This is a genomic window from Ralstonia insidiosa, from assembly GCF_008801405.1.
GTDB lineage: Bacteria > Pseudomonadota > Gammaproteobacteria > Burkholderiales > Burkholderiaceae > Ralstonia > Ralstonia insidiosa.
The window spans coordinates 283259-300791 of record NZ_VZPV01000002.1; the positions used below are offsets into that span (position 1 = coordinate 283259).

The window sequence follows — 17533 nt, forward strand, 5'->3', positions numbered from 1 at the left end:
AACATGAACAAGACGTTTGACTACATCGTCGTGGGTGGCGGTTCGGGCGGCTGCGTTGTCGCGGGCCGCCTGTCGGAAGACCCATCTGTGTCCGTTTGCGTGCTGGAGGCCGGCGGCAAGGGCGACAGCGCCGTGGTGAACATCCCGACCGGCGCGGTGGCCATGCTGCCGACCAGGCTCAACAACTGGGCCTTCCAGACCGAGCCACAGCCAGGGCTCAACGGGCGCCGTGGCTACCAGCCGCGCGGCCGCACGCTGGGTGGGTCATCGGCCATCAATGCCATGGTCTACATCCGTGGGCATCGGCACGACTACGACACCTGGGCGAGCCTGGGCAACACCGGCTGGTCTTACGACGAGGTGCTGCCCTACTTCCGCCTGAGCGAGCACAACGAGCACATCGACAACGCATGGCATGGCAGAAGCGGCCCGCTGTGGGTCAGCAACCTGCGCACGGGCAATCCATTCCAGGCACGGTACCTGGAGGCCGCCCGGCAGGCCGGCTTCCCGTTGACGGATGACTTCAACGGCGCCGAGCAGGAAGGCGTGGGCATCTACCAAGTCACCCAGAAGCACGGTGAGCGATGTAGCGCCGCACGCGCCTACCTCCTGCCGCACACGGGCCGACGGGACAACCTGCACGTGCAAACCCACGCGCAGGTGCAGCGCATTCTGTTTGAAGGCACGCGGGCGATTGGTGTTGAGGTATTGATCGATGGCCGCCTGCAAACACTGCGCGCGCGGCGCGAAGTCGTGCTCGCGGCCGGCGCGCTGCAGACGCCACAACTGCTGATGCTGTCCGGCGTGGGCCCGGCAGATGAACTCGCGCGACACGGCATTCAGCCCGTCGCCCATCTGCCCGGAGTCGGCCGCAACCTGCAGGATCATCCGGATTTCATCTTCGGCTATCGCACCCACAGCCTCGACACCATGGGGGTTTCGCTTGGCGGCGGGCTGCGCATGCTGCGTGAGATCGCTCGCTTCCGGCGGGAGCGCCGTGGCGCGCTGACCTCGAACTTTGCCGAAGGCGGCGCCTTCCTGAAAACCCGCGCCGACTTGCCCGCGCCGGACATCCAGCTGCACTTCGTGGTGGCGCTGGTAGACGACCACGCCAGAAAGATGCATCTCGGACACGGCCTGTCGTGCCACGTCTGCCTGCTGCGCCCGCGCAGCCGCGGCACGGTCACCCTCCAGAGCCATCACCCGGCGGATGCCCCACGCATCGACCCGGCTTTCCTACACGACCCGCAAGACCTCGAAGACATGGTCGCCGGCTTCAAGATGACGCGCCGGCTGATGCAGGCGCCGGCACTGGACGCCTGGATCACGCGCGACATGTTCACGGCCAACGTCAACACCGACGACGAGATCCGCGAAACCCTGCGGCAGCGCACCGATACCGTCTACCACCCGGTTGGCACCTGTCGGATGGGCGTCGATGACGATGCCGTGGTCGATCCACAGTTGCGCGTACGCGGCCTCCAGGGCCTGCGCATTGTCGATGCGTCGATCATGCCCACGCTCATCGGCGGCAACACCAATGCACCGACGATCATGATTGCCGAGAAGGCCGTCGACCTGATGCGGGGGCGCTCGCGTGTTCAAACCGATCTCCGAGCCGACGACCTGTCTGTCGCGGCCGTGTCGTCTTCCCGCGTTGAGGAGCCCCAACATGCGCTCGCATGATTCCACACAGCAGCAAGATGCCGGCAAGCCGTTCTCGGCCATCATCATCGGTGCCGGGTTCGCCGGTATCGGCATGGCCATTGGTTTGCAACGCGCGGGGGTGAACGACTTCGTGCTGCTGGAGCGCTCGCACGATGTCGGCGGCGTCTGGCGTGACAACAGCTACCCCGGCGCTGCATGCGACGTGCCTTCGCACCTGTACTCGTTTTCATTCGAGCCGAATCCGAACTGGTCGAGCACGTTTGCACCACAGGCGGAAATCCACGCCTACCTGCAGCACTGCGCGCGAAAGTACGCACTCGTGCCGCACATCCGGTTCGGTGCCGAAGTGGCCAGCGCGCGGTATGACGAAGACCACGGACACTGGCACGTCACGCTGACAGACGGCTCGACCCTGCGCGCCGCCCTGCTGATCAGCGGTACCGGCCAGTTGAGCAAGCCGGCCATGCCACGGCTGGCCGGCATCGACAGCTTCAAGGGACACGCCTTCCATTCTGCGCGTTGGGATCACAGCTATCCGCTTGCCGGCAAGCGGGTCGCCGTCATCGGTACGGGCGCCTCCGCCATCCAGTTTGTGCCGGCGATTGCCGATCAGGTTGGCAAGCTCACCGTGTTCCAACGGTCACCGGCCTACATCATTCCGCGCCCGGATCGCCCTTACGGCGCGTTCAGCAAGGCCGTGTTCCGCCGATTGCCGTGGGCAATGAAGCTGCATCGCGCGGCCATCTACACGCAGTACGAAACGCGCGCGCTGGCGTTCACGCGCCTGCACGGCCTCATGCGCCACGCGGTCGGCAGACCGTTTCAGAAGCTGCTCGCCCGCCAGGTGCCGGATGCGGCCGTGCGCGCAAAGCTGATGCCGGACTACCCCATCGGTTGCAAGCGCATCCTGCTGTCCAGCGAATACCTGGCTGCAATCAGCAAGCCGAACGTCCAATTGGTGACCGACGGCATTCGCCGGGTGACGGAGACCGGCGTCGAAACCTTGGATGGCGCCCACCACACCGTCGATGCGATCGTCTACGGAACGGGCTTTGCCGCGACCGAGTTTCTGTCGCCCATGCACATCACCGGCCGGGCGGGCGTGGACCTGAACGATGCGTGGCGTGGCGGCACACAGGCCTACCTCGGGCTCACGGTGCCGGGCTTCCCGAATTTCTTTATGCTCTACGGGCCCAACACCAACCTGGGCCACAACTCGATCGTCTACATGCTCGAGAGCCAGATCGCGCACGTCCTGCGCTGCTGCAAAGCGATGCGGGCGGCCCAGGCGTCCGTCATCGAGGTGGACCCGCGCCGCTACCAGCGCTTCAACATGGGCATTCAGCAACGGCTGGCCCACTCGGTCTGGAGCGGCTGCAAGAGCTGGTACGTGGATGAGAACGGCCACAACAGCACCAACTGGCCCGGCTTCACGCTGTCATATCGCTGGCTGACCCGGCATTCGAGCCTGCAAGCCTATCGTTTCACGCAACCGCTGCCGCAAACGGGGACCGTCGTGTCAGCCCCGGAAGGCACAGTGGAACGCGTCACCGCCAGCCTGTTGCGCGGGCTGCTACGCATGAGCTTCCGGACGCTGATCGGGCCGCCGTTCGGCGCGAGGTTCCAACGTGCTGTCGTCAGCCTGCTGTCGCCGCTGATGCCCGGCGTGGGTGGCGTGATGCGGTATCGCGATGCGGTTGGCAACGTCCCTGTGGAGATCGTCGCGCCCAAGCGGGGCGAAACCAACAGTGTTGTCCTGTATCTCCACGGTGGCGCATTCTGCTTGGGCAGCCCCGGCACCCACCGCAGCATCACGACGCGCCTTGCCATGGAATCCGGCATGCCGGTCTGGGTGCCCGACTATCGGCTGGCACCGGAGCATGCGTACCCCGCCGCGCTGGACGATGCCCTCGCCTGCTATCAGGCGTTGCGGGACAAGGGCTATACGCCGGACCGCATCCTGATTGCCGGTGATTCGGCGGGCGGTGCGCTGGCGCTCTCCCTTGCGTTGGCACTCAAGCAGCGCGGTGCCCCGGCGTCGGCCGGCCTCCTGCTGATCTCGCCGGTCACGGACGGCACGCTCAGCGGTGATTCGTTGGCAACCCGCCGCTATGCCGATCCGATGATCCGTCAGGGCTGGCTGGAGCAAGGGCTGCGCTGGTATCGGGCCGCGCAACCCGATCCGCTCCAGGCAGACCTGCGCGGGCTGCCGCCCATGCTGATTCAGGTGGGGGATCAGGAGGTGCTGCTGTCGGATTCAACGCGTCTGGCCGAACACGCCGCCGCATGTGGTGTGCCGTGCCGGCTGGAGGTGCACGCGGCGCGCTGGCATGTGTTTCACCTGCAGTCGTTCTACCTGCGCTCGGCCCGGGAGGCCATCCGTACGCTAGCCGGCTTTGCGCGAGCGTGCGTTGCGCAGTCCACTGGCGCAGCCGTGAAACCGGACGCGGCCGAAGCGCCTGACCTTTGCGACCAACCCGCCTACAAGCAAGCGGTTAGCTTGTCTTCCCTGCCAGCGTGAAGGCGTCCGGCCAGGACATCTCGAACCGCGTGCCGCCACCGGCGGCCGGGCTGCAAGTGACCTGCCCGCCGTGGGCATGGGCAATGGCGGCAACCACGGCCAGCCCCAGCCCACTGCCTCCGGCATTGGTGATGCGTGCGCTGTCGGCCCGCCGGAAGGCCTCGAAAACGTGGGGCGCGAATTCCGGTGGGATGCCCGGCCCGTCGTCTTCGACCGACAACCGGCATGTGCCCTGGTCCACACGTGTCTGAATCCGGACTGCGCCGGGCACCGCATGCTTACGCGCGTTCTCAAGCAGGGCCAGCAAGGCTTGCCGAATCCGCACCGGATCGCAGTGCATGTGCCGGTCATCCAACTCCAGCACAGGTTGTTGACCTGCTGCCTGGAGTGCATCTGCAAACACGGCGACCACGGCTTTGATGTCCGCTGCCAGATCCGCGTGCTGGACATCCAGGCTCAGGTGCCCGCTCTCGGCCAGGCTGATAACGCGCAGATCCTCGATCAGCCGGGCCAGGCCTTCAACCTGGGTCAGCAGGTTGCGGAACTGCGTCTCATCGGGCGTGAAAACGCCCTCGGCCAAGCCTTGCAGCCGCCCGCGCAATACGGTGACGGGCGTGCGCAGTTCATGAGCGATGGCGGCATTCCAGAACACTTGCTCGTTGGTAACGCGCTGCAACTGGTCCGCCAGCGCGTTGAAGTCGTCTGCCAGCGCGGCCGCTTCATGCAGCGAGCGGTCGCCTGCGATGGCACGGGCACCAAGATCGCCCTGCGCAACACGGCGGATGCTGTCCGTGACGGAGTTGAGCGGCACCAGAATGCGCCGCGCCAACTTGATTGCCACAGCAACCGACACTGCCAGCCCGACGAGCGTCGACACAATGAGCACCAGCCATTCCGGCGTCGTGATGGTCCAGTCGGATGTCTCGAGGTGCTTCGGCCAGTACAAGAACGCGAGGTAGTAGAACCCGTAGGCCGACACGACCACCAGCAGCATCACGCCAAACGCCATCGCCGCCAGGGTCAGTGCAATCTGGCGGCTCAGCCCCTGCAGCCTCATTCACCGCTCCAGAGCTTGTAACCGACGCCGCGAACGCCCACCGGAATACCGGTGACGTCCAGATCCTCCAGCTTCTTGCGCAGCTTGCTGATGTGGCTGTCGACGGTACGCTCGAGCGCATCCCCCTCGGGCAGGCAGGTTGCCAACAGTTCGGCCCGGCTGAACACGCGCCTGGGGGCGCGCGCCAGTTGGGCCAGCAGCTTGAACTCGGTCAACGTCAGTGCCAGCGCATGGCGCTGTTTGCCCACCTGCACGGTGGCTTCGTGGTGGTCCAGATCGATCTCGAACGGCGCGGCGCGCAACACGCGCTGCTCCGCCTGACGGGAGCCAGACATGGACCGCCTCAGCACCGCCTGCACACGTGCCACCACTTCCGCCGGGTTGAACGGCTTGACCACGTAGTCATCTGCGCCAATGCGCAGGCCGGTGAGCTTGTCGATGTCCTGGTCCAGCGCGGTCAGCATGATGACCGGCGTGTCGCCCCGGTGGCGGATTTCCGCCAGCACCTGCCAGCCGTCGACGTGGGGCATCTGCACATCCAGCAGCACCAGGTTGGGCTTGAGCGCCAGATGCAACTCCAACGCCTTGCGTCCATCGGGGGCATGCACGCTGCGCAGGCCGTTGCGCGTCAGGTAGGCGGCAAGAATCTCGGCGATCTCGGGTTCGTCCTCGGCAATGAGGATCAGGGCTTGATGCCCGGGGGCCGCGCCAGGCGGGGTTGCTTCCGTCGTCGTTGACTTCACGGCCATTCAACATCTCCATCGAATCTCCATACTACCGTACGGAAACCCCCATTCGACGCGCTCAGACTCCGGCCTGTCTTTGCGGGCAGGTGGCTGCCTGCGCCTTATGGAGTCGATATGAAGAACGAACGACGTTGCCGCTATGGGGTGGTGTGCGCCCTGGCGGTGGCGATTCTCGCTGGGTGTGGGGAGTCTCGACAGCAGGCCGCTGCGCCGGCCATTCTGGTGGCCACGACCACCGTGGCACCCGCTCCCCTCAAACTGACGGAAGACCTGCCCGGCCGTGTCGCGGCAGTGCGCGTGGCAGAAATCCGGCCGCAGGTGAGCGGCATCGTACAGCGCCGCCAGTTCGAGCAAGGCACCGAAGTGCGCGCCGGCCAGCCGCTGTTCCAGATCAACCCGGCGCCCTTCAAGGCCGACATGGAGACGGCCGCAGCCGCATTGCAGCGTGCAGAAGCAGCGCTGACGCGCGCCCGCGTGCAGACCAACCGGCTCCAACCGCTGGTTCAGGCCGATGCGATCAGCCGCCAGGTGTACGACGATGCCGTTGCCCAACGCGACCAGGCTTCCGCTGACGTGGCGCAGGCACGCGCAGCCCTCGCCCGGCGCCAGCTCGACCTGAAGTTCGCCACGGTGGAGGCACCGATCTCGGGCCGCATCGACCAGGCGCTCGTGACCGAAGGCGCATTGGTCGGCAGCGGCGACAGCAACCCGATGGCTCGCATCCAGCAAATCGACCAGGTCTATGTGGACGTGCGCCAGCCAGCCGCGTCGCTCGAAGCCTTGCGTGACTCGCTCGCGGCCCTGCCAGAAGCCAAGGGCAACGGCCTGCCGGTCGACGTACTGCGTGACGATGACACGCGTTACGACGTGCAGGGCCGCATGCTGTTCTCAGGTGTGAACGTTGACCCGGGCACCGGTGACGTGCTGCTGCGCGTGCTGGTCGACAACCCGAAGCGCCAACTGCTGCCGGGCATGTACGTGCGCGCCCGCATTCCGCGTGCGCACTACGAGAACGCGCTGACCGTGCCGCAGCAGGCAGTCCTGCGCGCAGGTGGCAAGCCGCAGGTGTGGGTGCTGGACGCTAAGGGGCAGGCACACCTGACAGCCGTTGAGATTGGCGAGCTGGCAAACCGCAGCTACCGCATCAAATCGGGCCTGCAGGCTGGGCAGAAGGTTGTCGTGGAAGGCATGGAGCGCCTGGCCGACGGCGCCGCCGTGACCGCGTCCGACTGGAAATCGCCTGACGCGGCAACCACCGCTTCCGCGCACTGAGTTTCGGGGAGCCTCCAGCCATGTCTCAATTCTTTATCCGGCGCCCGATTTTTGCGTGGGTGATCGCGCTGTTCATCATCCTGATGGGCGTGATCGCCATCCCGCAACTGCCGGTTGCCCGCTACCCCACGGTGGCGCCGCCAAGCGTCACGATTACCGCCAACTACCCCGGCGCCACACCGCAGGCAATGAACGACAGCGTGCTCAGCCTGATCGAGCGCGAACTGTCTGGCGTGAAGAACCTGCTGTACTTCGAATCCTCATCCGACACGTCCGGCAGCGCGCAGATCACGGTCACGTTCAAGCCCGGCACGGATCCGGCAATGGCACAGGTCGACGTGCAGAACAAGCTCAAGACCATCGAGCCGCGCCTGCCTGCCGTGGTGCGGCAGAACGGCGTGATCGTCGAATCCGCAGCATCGGGCTTCCTGATGCTCATTGGTCTTCGCTCCGAGAGCGGCCGTTACGATGAAAGCGAACTCGCCGACTACATGTCGCGCAACATCACCGAAGAAGTGCGCCGGATCGAGGGCGTGGGCCGCGTGCAGCAGTTCGGCTCCGAGCGTGCGATGCGCATCTGGGTCAACCCGCAGAAGCTGATCAACTACGGCCTGTCGATGGGCGACCTGACGGCTGCGATCAGCCAGCAGAACGTGCAGATCGCACCAGGCAGCCTGGGCGCATCGCCGGCGCTGCCGGGCCAGCGCGTGGCGGTGCCGCTCACGGCGCACGGGCAGCTCACCACGCCGGAAGCCTTCGCGGCGGTCGTGCTGCGCGCCAACGCAGATGGCTCCAAGGTCGTGCTGGGCGATGTCGCACGCGTCGAGCTGGGCTCGCAGGGCTATGCCTTCGTCAACCGCGAAAACGGCAAGCCGGCCACCCTTGCCGGCGTGCAGCTCTCACCCGGCGCCAACGCCGTGAAAACCGCCGAAGCCATCCGCACACGGATGACGGAACTGAGCAAAACGATGCCGGCGGGCATCAGCTACTCGATCCCGTTCGACACGTCGCCGTTCGTGAAGATCTCGATCGAGAAGGTCATCGCAACGCTGCTCGAAGCCATGGTGCTGGTGTTTGCGGTGATGTACCTGTTCCTGCAGAACGCTCGCTACACGCTGATCCCGGCCATCGTTGCGCCGGTGGCGATGCTTGGCACGTTCGCGGTCATGTTGATGACGGGCTTCTCGATCAACGTGCTGACGATGTTCGGCATGGTGCTTGCCATCGGCATCATCGTCGACGACGCCATCGTGGTGGTCGAGAACGTCGAGCGCCTGATGGCGGAAGAAGGGCTGTCGCCCAAGGACGCGACGATCAAGGCGATGAAGGAAATTACCGGCGCCATTGTCGGCATCACACTGGTGCTGACCGCCGTGTTCATCCCCATGGGGCTGGCCAGCGGCTCGGTGGGTGTCATCTACAAGCAGTTCACGTTGTCGATGGCGGTGTCGATTCTGTTCTCGGCGCTGCTCGCACTGACGCTCACGCCGGCCCTATGCGCGACGATGCTCAAGCCGGTGGAACCAGGCCATCACGAGAAGCGTGGCTTCTTCGGCTGGTTCAACCGCCGCTTCGCACGCCTGACGGACTGGTACGAGACGCGCGTCGGTCGCCTGATCGGCCGCGCGGGCCGCGTGATGCTGGTGTTCGTCGCGATCTCGGGTGCGCTGGTGTTCGGCTTCAAGGGCTTGCCGTCGTCCTTCCTGCCCGACGAAGACCAGGGCTACTTCATGACGGGTTTCCTGTTGCCCGCTGACGCCACGACCGAGCGCACGCAGGATGTGGTCAATACGCTGGAAAAACACCTCGCCTCGCGTCCGGCCGTCGAATCCAGCATCTCCGTCATCGGCTACGGCTTCTCCGGCTCGGGCTCCAACGCCGCCATGAACTGGGCGGTGCTCAAGGACTGGAAGAACCGCGGCGGCTCGTCGACCATAGAAGAAGCGCGGTTGACCCAGCAGGCCATGGCCGGCGTGACCGAAGGCACGGTGATGAGCCTGCTGCCGCCGGCCATCGATGAACTGGGCAATAGCTCAGGCTTCACGATGCGCCTGGAAGACCGCGCCAACCAAGGCAGTGCGGCGCTCAAGGCGGCCGAGACCAAGCTGCTCGAACTCGCAGCGCAGAGCAAGATCGTCACGGGCGTGTACCCGGACAGCCTACCGGCCGGCACGAGCATCCGCCTGGAGATCGATCGCGCGAAGGCGCAGGCGCTCGGCGTGTCGTTCACGGCCATCAGCGACACGCTGTCGACCGCGATGGGCTCGACCTACGTGAACGACTTCCCGAACGCGGGCCGCATGCAGCAGGTGATCATCCAGGCCGACGCGCCGGCACGCATGCAGATCGACAACGTGATGAAGCTTTACGTGCGCAATGCGGGTGGCGGCATGGTGCCGCTGTCTGAAGTGGTGCGCCCGGTGTGGTCGGAAACGCCGTTGCAGATGGTGCGCTTCCAGGGTTACCCGTCTGCGCGCATCTCGGGCACCGCTGCGCCCGGTCAGTCGAGCGGCGCCGCCATGGTCGAAATGGAGCGTCTGGCTGCCAAGCTGCCGCCCGGCTTCGCGGTCGAGTGGACGGGCCAGTCGCTGCAGGAGCGGCAATCGGCATCGCAGGCGCCACTGCTGATGGCGCTGTCGATGATCGTCGTGTTCCTGGTGCTGGCGGCGCTCTATGAGAGCTGGTCGATCCCGCTATCGGTGATGCTGGTGGTGCCGCTGGGCCTGATCGGCGCGATCGGTGCGGTGCTGCTGCGCGGGTTGCCGAACGACGTGTTCTTCAAGGTCGGGATGATCACGGTGATCGGTCTGTCCGCCAAGAACGCGATCCTGATCGTCGAGTTTGCCAAGCAGTTGCGTGAAGAAGGCAAGGGACTCGTCGAAGCGGCCATTGAAGCGTCGCGCCTGCGGCTGCGCCCGATCCTGATGACCTCACTGGCCTTCGGCCTGGGTGTGGTGCCGCTGATGATCGCCTCGGGCGCCAGCGCCGAAACGCAGCACGCCATCGGTACCGGGGTATTCGGCGGCATGGTCACGGCCACCGTGCTGGCCATCTTCTTTGTCCCCGTCTTCTTCGTATTCGTGATGGGCCTGCAGGAACGCATCGGGCAGTGGCTGACGCCTCGCCGGAAGCTCGCCCTGCCGAGCCCGGAACAGGAACACTAAGTCATGCGATTTTTGATTCTTCCCCTGGTCCTGGCCCTGTCGGCTTGTTCGTTGGCACCCACGCTCGTCAAGCCGGAGTTGCCGGTGCCGGGCACGTATCCGGTCAACGCCCTTGCCACAACCGGCGCGCAGGCACACGCTGCCGATCTGGGCTGGCGCGCCATGTTTGGCGACCCGCGCCTGCAGCGCCTGATTGAACTGGCGCTGGCCAACAACCGCGACCTGCGCCTGGCCGCCCTCAACGTGGAGGCCACGCAAGCGCAATACGGCATCCAGCGCGCCGCACGGTTGCCGAGCATTGACGCCACCGGCAACGCCACGCGGCAGCGCACGGCAGCCAATGCGGACGTCGATCCCGCTGTTCCCGCGCAAACGCAGAAGCAGTTTGGCGTGAACGTGGGCCTGAGCGCGTTCGAAATCGACCTGTTCGGCCGTGTGCGCTCGCTGTCTGACGCCGCCTTCGCGCGCTACCTGGCGAGCGAGCAAGGGCACCGCGCCGCGCAAATCGCGCTGGTGGGCGCGGTGGCCGATGCCTACTTTGCGGAACGCCTGGCCGATGAGCAACGCCGGCTGGCCACCCGCACGCTGGCTGATTGGAGCCAGTCGCTCGAACTGGCACGCCGTCTGAAGGAAGGCCACCAGAACAGCGGCCTGGACGTGGCGCAGGCCGAAGGCCAGGTCGCCAGTGCCGAAGCCGATCTGGATGCCCGCACGCGCGCGGTTGAGCAAGCCCGCAACGCGCTGCAGCTGTTGGTGGGCACTGAGTTGCCAGCGGACCTCCCCACCCCGCTGCCGCTGGATCAGCAACAGGTAATCACGCAGTTGCCGGCGGGGCTGCCGTCCGACCTGCTGCTGCGCCGGCCGGACATCCTGCAGGCGGAGCAGCAACTCGTGGCCGCCAATGCCGACATTGGCGCGGCACGTGCGGCGTTCTTCCCGCGCTTGTCGCTGACGGCATCGCTGGGCTTTGTCAGCCCCGCCATGCGTGGCCTGTTTGACGGCGACCACCGCGCCTGGAGCTTTGCGCCACAGGTCACGCTGCCGCTGTTCCAGGGCGGCCGACTGCGCTCTGAACTGCGTCTGGCCGAACTGCGCAAGTCCAGCGCGGTGGCGGAGTACGAACGTGCCATCCAGGGCGCCTTCCGTGAAGTGGCGGATGGCCTGGCCGGACGTGAAACCTTCGGCCGGCAGATCGCTTCACAGGCCCGGGCAGTCGCCAGCGCCGAGCGCCGGACCGAGCTGTCCAACCTGCGTTATCGCGCGGGAGTCGACGGGCGGTTGGAGCTGCTGGATTCCCAGCGTCAGTTGTATGCCGCACGGCAGGCGCTGCTGGACCTGCGCCGCAGCGAGTTCGGCAATGCAGTCGCGCTCTACAAGGCATTGGGCGGTGGTCTGTCAGACACCAACACCACGCTTGCTGGCGGTGCGGCTCTGAGCGTCCGCCCAGGGACTCCGGAATAGGCTCAGGCTGTGCAGGACCTCCAACACGCCGCCCGCCTCGCCATCGAGGCTGGGGCGGATGGCGTGGAAATCCATGGCGCCAATGCCTACCTGATCCTGCCGTTCTTCACACCGAGCGCCTGAAACGCCACGGGTGGTTCCATGCAGCCCACCAAAGCGCGGCCCCAGCGCGGGCCGCAAGTCATTCTTCCCATGAATGACTTGCCATTAAAACAATAAATTTCAAAAATAGATGTCCTGCCGCTAAGCTGGCTCCCCCAACTCAGCGAGCAGACGATGGCGGAGCTTTATCTCGTACGGCACGGACAGGCATCGTTTGGCGCAGCAAATTACGACCAGCTCTCCGAACGCGGCGTGCAACAAAGCGTCTGGCTGGGCGAGTACTTCGCACAGCGGCGCATCACCTTCGACCGGGTCATCTGCGGCACGCTGCGCCGGCACGAACAGACCGTCGATGGCATCCGGCTTGGCATGGGCCACCCCAACCTCAGCTACGAACAGCACGCCGGCCTGAACGAGTACGATTTCCAAGGACTGTTCGCCGCACTTGGCGACGACCACCCGGAGTTGACGCGCATGGCTACCGGCTCGATGCGCGACCACTACCGCGCGCTCAAGCAGGTGCTGCAACTCTGGTCCGAAGACAAGATTCGCGGGCCCGTTTCCGAGACCTGGGCCCAGTTCCAGCAGCGCGTGGCCGATGCGCGCGCCGCCATCCAACGCGGCGGTGGGCAGCGTGTGCTGGCGGTCAGTTCAGGCGGCCCGATTGCAGTGACTGCACAGCAGGTGCTGGCGGCACCGGCGGCCAGCGCCATCGCGCTGAACCTGCAGGTGCGCAACTGCAGCATCTCGCAGTACTTCTTCAACGCCGACGCGTTCCAGCTCGCCACCTTCAACGGCATTCCGCATCTGGACCATTCCGAGCGGCATGATTTCCAGACCTACGGCTAGGCGCCAACCAGCGCTCAACGCGTTTCAGTTTCAACACATGACGAACGACCCGCAGCAACTCGATATCGCCGCACTGGCGCGGTATCTGCAAGACCACGTTCCGGGCTTTGAAGGCCCCGTTGTGGCCGAGAAATTTTCTGGCGGCCAATCAAACCCGACCTTTCTCCTGCGCACGCCGAAGACCCGCTACGTGCTGCGCCGGCAGCCGCCCGGCGAGCTGCTGAAATCCGCCCACGCAGTCGACCGCGAATTCCGCATCCTGACCGCGCTGTCGGGCACTGCGGTGCCGGTGGCGCGCCCGTATCACCTGTGCGAAGACCGCACCGTGATCGGCAGCCTGTTCTACGTGATGAGTTTCGAAGACGGGCGCATCTTCTGGAATCCCGCCCTGCCCGAGCTATCGCAAACGGACCGGACCGCCGCCTACGACGGCATGCTGCGCACGATGGCCGCACTGCACGACATTAACGTGGAAACCGTGGGGCTGGCCGACTACGGTAAGCCCGGCAACTACTTCGAGCGCCAGATCGGCATCTGGACCAAGCAGTACCGCCTGGCGGAGACGGAACGCATTGAGGCGATGGAGCGGCTCATTGAATGGCTGCCCTCGGCCTGCCCCGCGGATGACGGCAAGCCTGCCCTCGTGCACGGCGACTTCCGCCTCGACAACATGATGTTCGAGCCGGACAGCACACGCGTGAAGGCGGTGCTCGACTGGGAGCTGTCGACCCTCGGCAATCCGTTGGCAGACCTGGCGTACTTCTGCATGTGCCTGCGGCTGCCTTCCTCGGGCTCGCACATCCCAGGGCTCGCAGGCCAGAACCGCAATGCCTTGGGGATTCCGCAAGAAGCGGAGATGGTGGCGCGCTATTGCGAACTGCGCGGCCTGCCGCCCATCGAAAACTGGCACTTCTACCTGGCGTTCAGCTTCTTCCGCCTCGCGTCCATTGCACAGGGCGTCAAACGGCGCGCGCTCAACGGCAACGCCTCCAGCACACAAGCCAGCAAGGCCGGCGACATGACCGGGCCGCTGGCAGAAGCGGCGGTGCGTCTGATCGACACCCAACACTGACACCGCCGCGGTCAACAACATTCCAACCATTGGAGGAGCACAGCATGAGCACCAACCTGTTCGACCTGACCGGCAAGATCGCCCTGGTGACCGGCGCCAGCCGCGGCATTGGTGAAGAGATCGCCAAACTGCTCGCCCAGCAAGGCGCGCACGTGATCGTCTCCAGCCGCAAGCTGGCCGATTGCGAAACCGTGGCAGAAAGCATTCGCGCAGCCGGCGGCAACGCCGAAGCACTCGCCTGCCACGTCGGCCGCATGGAAGACATCACCACCACGTTCGACACCATCCGCCGCACGCACGGCAGGCTCGACATCCTCATCAACAACGCGGCCGCCAATCCGCACTTCGGGCACATCCTCGACACCGATCTGGGCGCGTACGAGAAGACGGTGGAAGTGAACATTCGCGGCTACTTCTTCATGTCGGTCGAAGCCGGCAAGATGATGAAGGCGCAAGGCGGCGGTGCGATCGTCAATACCGCGTCGGTCAATGCGCTGCACCCGGGCGATAAGCAAGGCATCTACTCCATCACCAAGGCGGCAGTCGCTCACATGACGCGCGCGTTCGCCATGGAATGCGGGCCGTTCGGCATCCGCGTCAATGCCTTGCTGCCGGGTCTGACCAAAACGAAGTTTGCCGGTGCGTTGTTCGAAGACAAGGCAACCTACGACCGCTGGATCAGCCAGATCCCGCTGCGCCGCCATGCTGAGCCGCGCGAGATGGCCGGCACGGTGCTCTATCTGGTGTCCGACGCCGCGAGCTACACCAACGGCGAGTGCATCGTCGTGGATGGCGGCATGACGGTCTGATGACGCATGGTGGATGGCCCGCCAGCGCGGGTCAGTCCGCTGCGTCGCGCATCAGGGTCATCAGTTGTTCGCGCAGCCACTGGTTGCCGGGGTCCCGATCGACACTGCGGTGCCAGTAGCAGTGCCATTCCAGATCGGGAATCTCGAATGGCAGTTCAAGAATGCGCACGGGATAGCGCTGCAGCAGCCTGAGCGGCGCCGTCAGCACCAGATCCGTCCGCATGGCGATCAACGGCGCGACCATGTAGTGCTGCACGCGCATGCGGATGTTCCGGCGCTGCCCGAGCCGCGTGAGTTCCGCATCCACATACCCACTACCCTTGCGGCGGCTCGACACGTGAATGTGCCCCATCGCCAGGTAGTCCTCCATCGACAGCACGTTGCCCTTGAACGGATGGTCATGGCGGATCATGCAGGCGTAGCGGTCCCGCCCAAGTGCCGTCTGGCACAGCTGCGCATCCGCAATGAGCGGCGCATCGATAGCCAGGGCGATGGAGCCGTTCGCCAGGGCAATGGGCACCTCGGCACGGTCGGTGTAGTAACTGCGGATGTGCATGCCGGGCGCCTGCTGCTGGAGCCGTTCGCCCAGCGCGGGCAGCACCAGGGCTTCGGTCAGGTCGCTCATGCTGACGGGAAAGACGCGCTCCGACGCGGCCAGATCGAACACATCGCCTTCGTGCGCGCTGGCGTCGAGCAACTGCAGTGCCTCGCGCACGCGGCCGATGATGTTTTCCGACATCGGCGTCGGTACCATGCCGGCAGGGGTGCTGACGAACAGCGGGTCATTGAAGGTCTTGCGCATGCGCGCCAGCGCGTTGCTGACGGCGGGTTGTGTAATGCACAGCGTCTCTGCCGCCCGCGTTAGATTGCGGTGGTGGTAGATCGCTTCAAATACAACGAACAGATTCAGGTCAACCTTCGAAATGCGCATCGCCATGCCTCCATGGCGGGATCATAAGCGCGATCGAGCACACGGCGCCCATCGCCCATGGAAGGAAGGATCAACGTGAGCACGACTGCCGGCAACGCCGTTCCGCATGTCCCCGTCCAGCGTGTCGACTTCGGCCGCGTGTCGGTCTTCTTTGGCGAGAAGAGCGGCAAGTACCCCGATGGCAATCAAGTGCTGATCCGCGGCTCGGATACGCGCGCTGCGTTCGACACGCCCATCGTCTCGAACCACATCGGCCCCGAGTTCGATGCAACCGAACTGGTGGTGATGGGCCACGCGCACGAAGACCACATGGCCGGCTTGCATCGCCTACCGCATGCCAGCGTGTACGTGAACGAAGCGGATCTGGCCGCCGTGCACAGCTGGGACGGCATGGTTGCCCATTACGGTCTGGACGAGGCACATGCGCCGGCCATGCTGGCGAACATCCAGCGCGATTTCTTCTACGCACCACGCCTCGACGCACTGGGCTACGTGGACGGCGCCTCGTGGGACGTTGGCCAGACGCAGATTCGCGCCATCCACATGCCTGGCCACACGGCAGGCCACACCGTGCTGCTGGTCGAGCCGGAGGGCGTGGCCTTCATCGGCGACATCGACCTGACCGGCTTCGGCCCCTACTACGGCGATGCGTGCTCCAGCCTGCGCGACTTCCGCCGCAGCCTCGCGCTGCTGCCGCAGATTCCGGCAAAAGTGTGGGTCACGTCGCACCACCGAGGCGTGTACACCGATCGCGCGCACTTCCTGCGCGATCTCGCCGCGTACGCGGCCAAGCTCGATGCGCGCGAGCGGCGCCTGCTGACGTTGCTGAACGAATCGCCCAAGACGCTGGAACAGTTGGTCGAGCAACGGCTGCTGTATCCGCCCGGTTACGAGAGCCTATGGGCAGTGAGTGCAGAAACCCGCACCATCTCGCAGCACCTGGACGAACTTCTGGCCGACGGCCGGGTGCTAGTGGACGCGCAGGGCGTCTATCACCCGAGCTAAGGCAGTCGACAGACAGCGGGCAAAGGCGCGGGTTTTCCTGAACTGCAGCATCAGAGTCATCCTCCTACAATGCGTGGTCATATAGATGAATAGTTGACCTGCATCGTTGCCCATGCCCGCCGACCTCCGCCTGCCCCGCTACCAGCAATTGCGCGATGACCTGGCCGCGCAGATCGCCCAACAGCACTGGCGCCCGGGCGACGCCATCCCCACCGAGGCGGAACTCGCCAAGACCTACAACGTGGCCGTTGGCACGGTACGCAAAGCCGTGGACGTGCTCGTGGCCGAGGGCCTGCTGGAGCGCTTCCAGGGGCGCGGCACCTTCGTGCGGCGGGCCAGCTTTGCCAGCTCGCTCTTCCGCTTCTTCCGCTTCCAGAGCGAAGCCGGCGAGCGCCGCATTCCCGAGAGCCGCATCCTCAAGCGCGATGTGCTCGACGCGCCCTCTGCGCCCGCTGCTGGCCTGCAGATCGAGACCGGCGCACCGGTCATCCGCCTCACGCGTTTGCGCTTGCTCGACAGCGCCCCGCTGCTGGCCGAAGAAATCTGGCTGCCACACGACCGCTTTGCTGACCTCGCCACGCTGGACCTCGGCGCCTTTGGCGACCTGCTCTACCCGCTGTACGAATCGCACTGCGGCCAGATCATTGCAAGCGCCGAAGAAACGCTCACCGCCGAGGCCGTCAACGCCACCTACGCGCGCCTGCTGCGCATCCAGGCCGGTGACCCGGTCATGGTGATCGAGCGCGTGGCGCGCGGCTACGACCGCGTGCCGCTCGAATGGCGGCGCTCACGCGGCGCGGCGGCGCACTTCCGGTATCACGTCGATATCCGGTAACGCCGCCCGCATCGCACACCCATACCTATAAAGCACACACA

At 65.5% G+C, this 17533-nt stretch carries 13 protein-coding genes and 1 pseudogene; 11 read left to right on the forward strand and 3 right to left on the reverse strand.

Annotation, left to right across the window (positions count from 1 at the left end):
- Positions 1-3: 3 nt before the first annotated feature.
- Positions 4-1686 (forward strand): GMC family oxidoreductase, encoded by a 1683-nt coding sequence (locus F7R11_RS18040; protein WP_064808960.1) that lies wholly within the window; start codon positions 4-6, stop codon positions 1684-1686.
- Complete coding sequence (locus tag F7R11_RS18045) at positions 1673-4189, forward strand: flavin-containing monooxygenase (RefSeq protein ID WP_082932979.1); 2517 nt, start codon at positions 1673-1675, stop codon at positions 4187-4189. The genes F7R11_RS18040 and F7R11_RS18045 overlap by 14 nt, the downstream gene beginning before the upstream one ends.
- On the opposite strand, the gene F7R11_RS18050 is transcribed toward F7R11_RS18045, so the two are convergent.
- The gene (locus F7R11_RS18050; RefSeq protein WP_064808959.1) at positions 4164-5246 is read right to left on the reverse strand and encodes an ATP-binding protein; all 1083 of its coding nucleotides are present in this window, start codon (positions 5244-5246) and stop codon (positions 4164-4166) included. The two genes, F7R11_RS18045 and F7R11_RS18050, sit on opposite strands and share 26 nt — an antisense overlap.
- Positions 5243-5995 carry a response regulator gene (locus F7R11_RS18055; protein ID WP_064808958.1) on the reverse strand — a complete coding sequence of 251 codons (753 nt, stop codon included), beginning with the start codon at positions 5993-5995 and terminating at the stop codon, positions 5243-5245. Before F7R11_RS18055 ends, F7R11_RS18050 begins: the two co-directional genes overlap by 4 nt.
- A 111-nt stretch (positions 5996-6106) precedes the next feature.
- Here F7R11_RS18055 and F7R11_RS18060 point away from each other — a divergent pair, with 111 nt between their 5' ends.
- The 7 genes and pseudogenes from F7R11_RS18060 to F7R11_RS18090 all read left to right on the forward strand — a co-directional run bounded on the left by F7R11_RS18060 (position 6107) and on the right by F7R11_RS18090 (position 14721).
- A complete protein-coding gene (locus F7R11_RS18060; RefSeq protein WP_064808957.1) occupies positions 6107-7264 on the forward strand; it encodes an efflux RND transporter periplasmic adaptor subunit in 1158 nt (385 codons plus the stop codon).
- 20 nt (positions 7265-7284) lie between these two features.
- On the forward strand, positions 7285-10428 hold the full coding sequence (locus F7R11_RS18065; protein ID WP_064808956.1) for an efflux RND transporter permease subunit: 3144 nt from the start codon (positions 7285-7287) through the stop codon (positions 10426-10428).
- A 3-nt stretch (positions 10429-10431) separates the two neighbouring features.
- Positions 10432-11889, forward strand: coding sequence for an efflux transporter outer membrane subunit (locus F7R11_RS18070; RefSeq protein WP_064808955.1), 1458 nt, complete (start codon positions 10432-10434; stop codon positions 11887-11889).
- A 15-nt stretch (positions 11890-11904) separates the two neighbouring features.
- A pseudogene (locus F7R11_RS18075) lies at positions 11905-12009 on the forward strand (oxidoreductase); the annotation flags it as partial.
- 156 nt (positions 12010-12165) lie between these two features.
- Positions 12166-12840 carry a histidine phosphatase family protein gene (locus F7R11_RS18080; RefSeq protein ID WP_021192884.1) on the forward strand — a complete coding sequence of 225 codons (675 nt, stop codon included), beginning with the start codon at positions 12166-12168 and terminating at the stop codon, positions 12838-12840.
- Between the two features lie 37 nt (positions 12841-12877).
- Positions 12878-13912 carry a phosphotransferase gene (locus F7R11_RS18085; protein ID WP_064808954.1) on the forward strand — a complete coding sequence of 345 codons (1035 nt, stop codon included), beginning with the start codon at positions 12878-12880 and terminating at the stop codon, positions 13910-13912.
- Positions 13913-13956: 44 nt separating this feature from the next.
- On the forward strand, positions 13957-14721 hold the full coding sequence (locus F7R11_RS18090) for an SDR family oxidoreductase (protein WP_064808953.1): 765 nt from the start codon (positions 13957-13959) through the stop codon (positions 14719-14721).
- A 31-nt stretch (positions 14722-14752) separates the two neighbouring features.
- Here F7R11_RS18090 and F7R11_RS18095 read toward each other — a convergent pair whose 3' ends face one another.
- Positions 14753-15652: a LysR family transcriptional regulator gene (locus tag F7R11_RS18095; RefSeq protein ID WP_064809133.1), complete on the reverse strand. Its 900-nt coding sequence runs from the start codon at positions 15650-15652 to the stop codon at positions 14753-14755.
- A gap of 57 nt (positions 15653-15709) precedes the next feature.
- Here F7R11_RS18095 and F7R11_RS18100 point away from each other — a divergent pair, with 57 nt between their 5' ends.
- Together F7R11_RS18100 and F7R11_RS18105 are read left to right on the forward strand one after the other, a co-directional pair.
- Entirely contained in the window at positions 15710-16657 is a 948-nt protein-coding gene (locus F7R11_RS18100; RefSeq protein WP_197495060.1) for an MBL fold metallo-hydrolase, read from the forward strand.
- A 112-nt stretch (positions 16658-16769) separates the two neighbouring features.
- The gene (locus F7R11_RS18105; protein WP_064808952.1) at positions 16770-17492 is read left to right on the forward strand and encodes a GntR family transcriptional regulator; all 723 of its coding nucleotides are present in this window, start codon (positions 16770-16772) and stop codon (positions 17490-17492) included.
- The last annotated feature ends 41 nt before the right edge of the window (positions 17493-17533 follow it).

What these genes read in the sequence shown, in the direction of transcription:
- F7R11_RS18040 (WP_064808960.1), top strand. Translation starts at nt 4, where the DNA reads ATGAACAAGACGTTTGACTACATCGTCGTGGGTGGCGGTTCGGGCGGC.
- F7R11_RS18045 (WP_082932979.1), top strand. Translation starts at nt 1,673, where the DNA reads ATGCGCTCGCATGATTCCACACAGCAGCAAGATGCCGGCAAGCCGTTC.
- F7R11_RS18050 (WP_064808959.1), bottom strand. Translation starts at nt 5,246, where the DNA reads ATGAGGCTGCAGGGGCTGAGCCGCCAGATTGCACTGACCCTGGCGGCG.
- F7R11_RS18055 (WP_064808958.1), bottom strand. Translation starts at nt 5,995, where the DNA reads ATGGCCGTGAAGTCAACGACGACGGAAGCAACCCCGCCTGGCGCGGCC.
- F7R11_RS18060 (WP_064808957.1), top strand. Translation starts at nt 6,107, where the DNA reads ATGAAGAACGAACGACGTTGCCGCTATGGGGTGGTGTGCGCCCTGGCG.
- F7R11_RS18065 (WP_064808956.1), top strand. Translation starts at nt 7,285, where the DNA reads ATGTCTCAATTCTTTATCCGGCGCCCGATTTTTGCGTGGGTGATCGCG.
- F7R11_RS18070 (WP_064808955.1), top strand. Translation starts at nt 10,432, where the DNA reads ATGCGATTTTTGATTCTTCCCCTGGTCCTGGCCCTGTCGGCTTGTTCG.
- F7R11_RS18080 (WP_021192884.1), top strand. Translation starts at nt 12,166, where the DNA reads ATGGCGGAGCTTTATCTCGTACGGCACGGACAGGCATCGTTTGGCGCA.
- F7R11_RS18085 (WP_064808954.1), top strand. Translation starts at nt 12,878, where the DNA reads ATGACGAACGACCCGCAGCAACTCGATATCGCCGCACTGGCGCGGTAT.
- F7R11_RS18090 (WP_064808953.1), top strand. Translation starts at nt 13,957, where the DNA reads ATGAGCACCAACCTGTTCGACCTGACCGGCAAGATCGCCCTGGTGACC.
- F7R11_RS18095 (WP_064809133.1), bottom strand. Translation starts at nt 15,652, where the DNA reads ATGCGCATTTCGAAGGTTGACCTGAATCTGTTCGTTGTATTTGAAGCG.
- F7R11_RS18100 (WP_197495060.1), top strand. Translation starts at nt 15,710, where the DNA reads ATGGAAGGAAGGATCAACGTGAGCACGACTGCCGGCAACGCCGTTCCG.
- F7R11_RS18105 (WP_064808952.1), top strand. Translation starts at nt 16,770, where the DNA reads ATGCCCGCCGACCTCCGCCTGCCCCGCTACCAGCAATTGCGCGATGAC.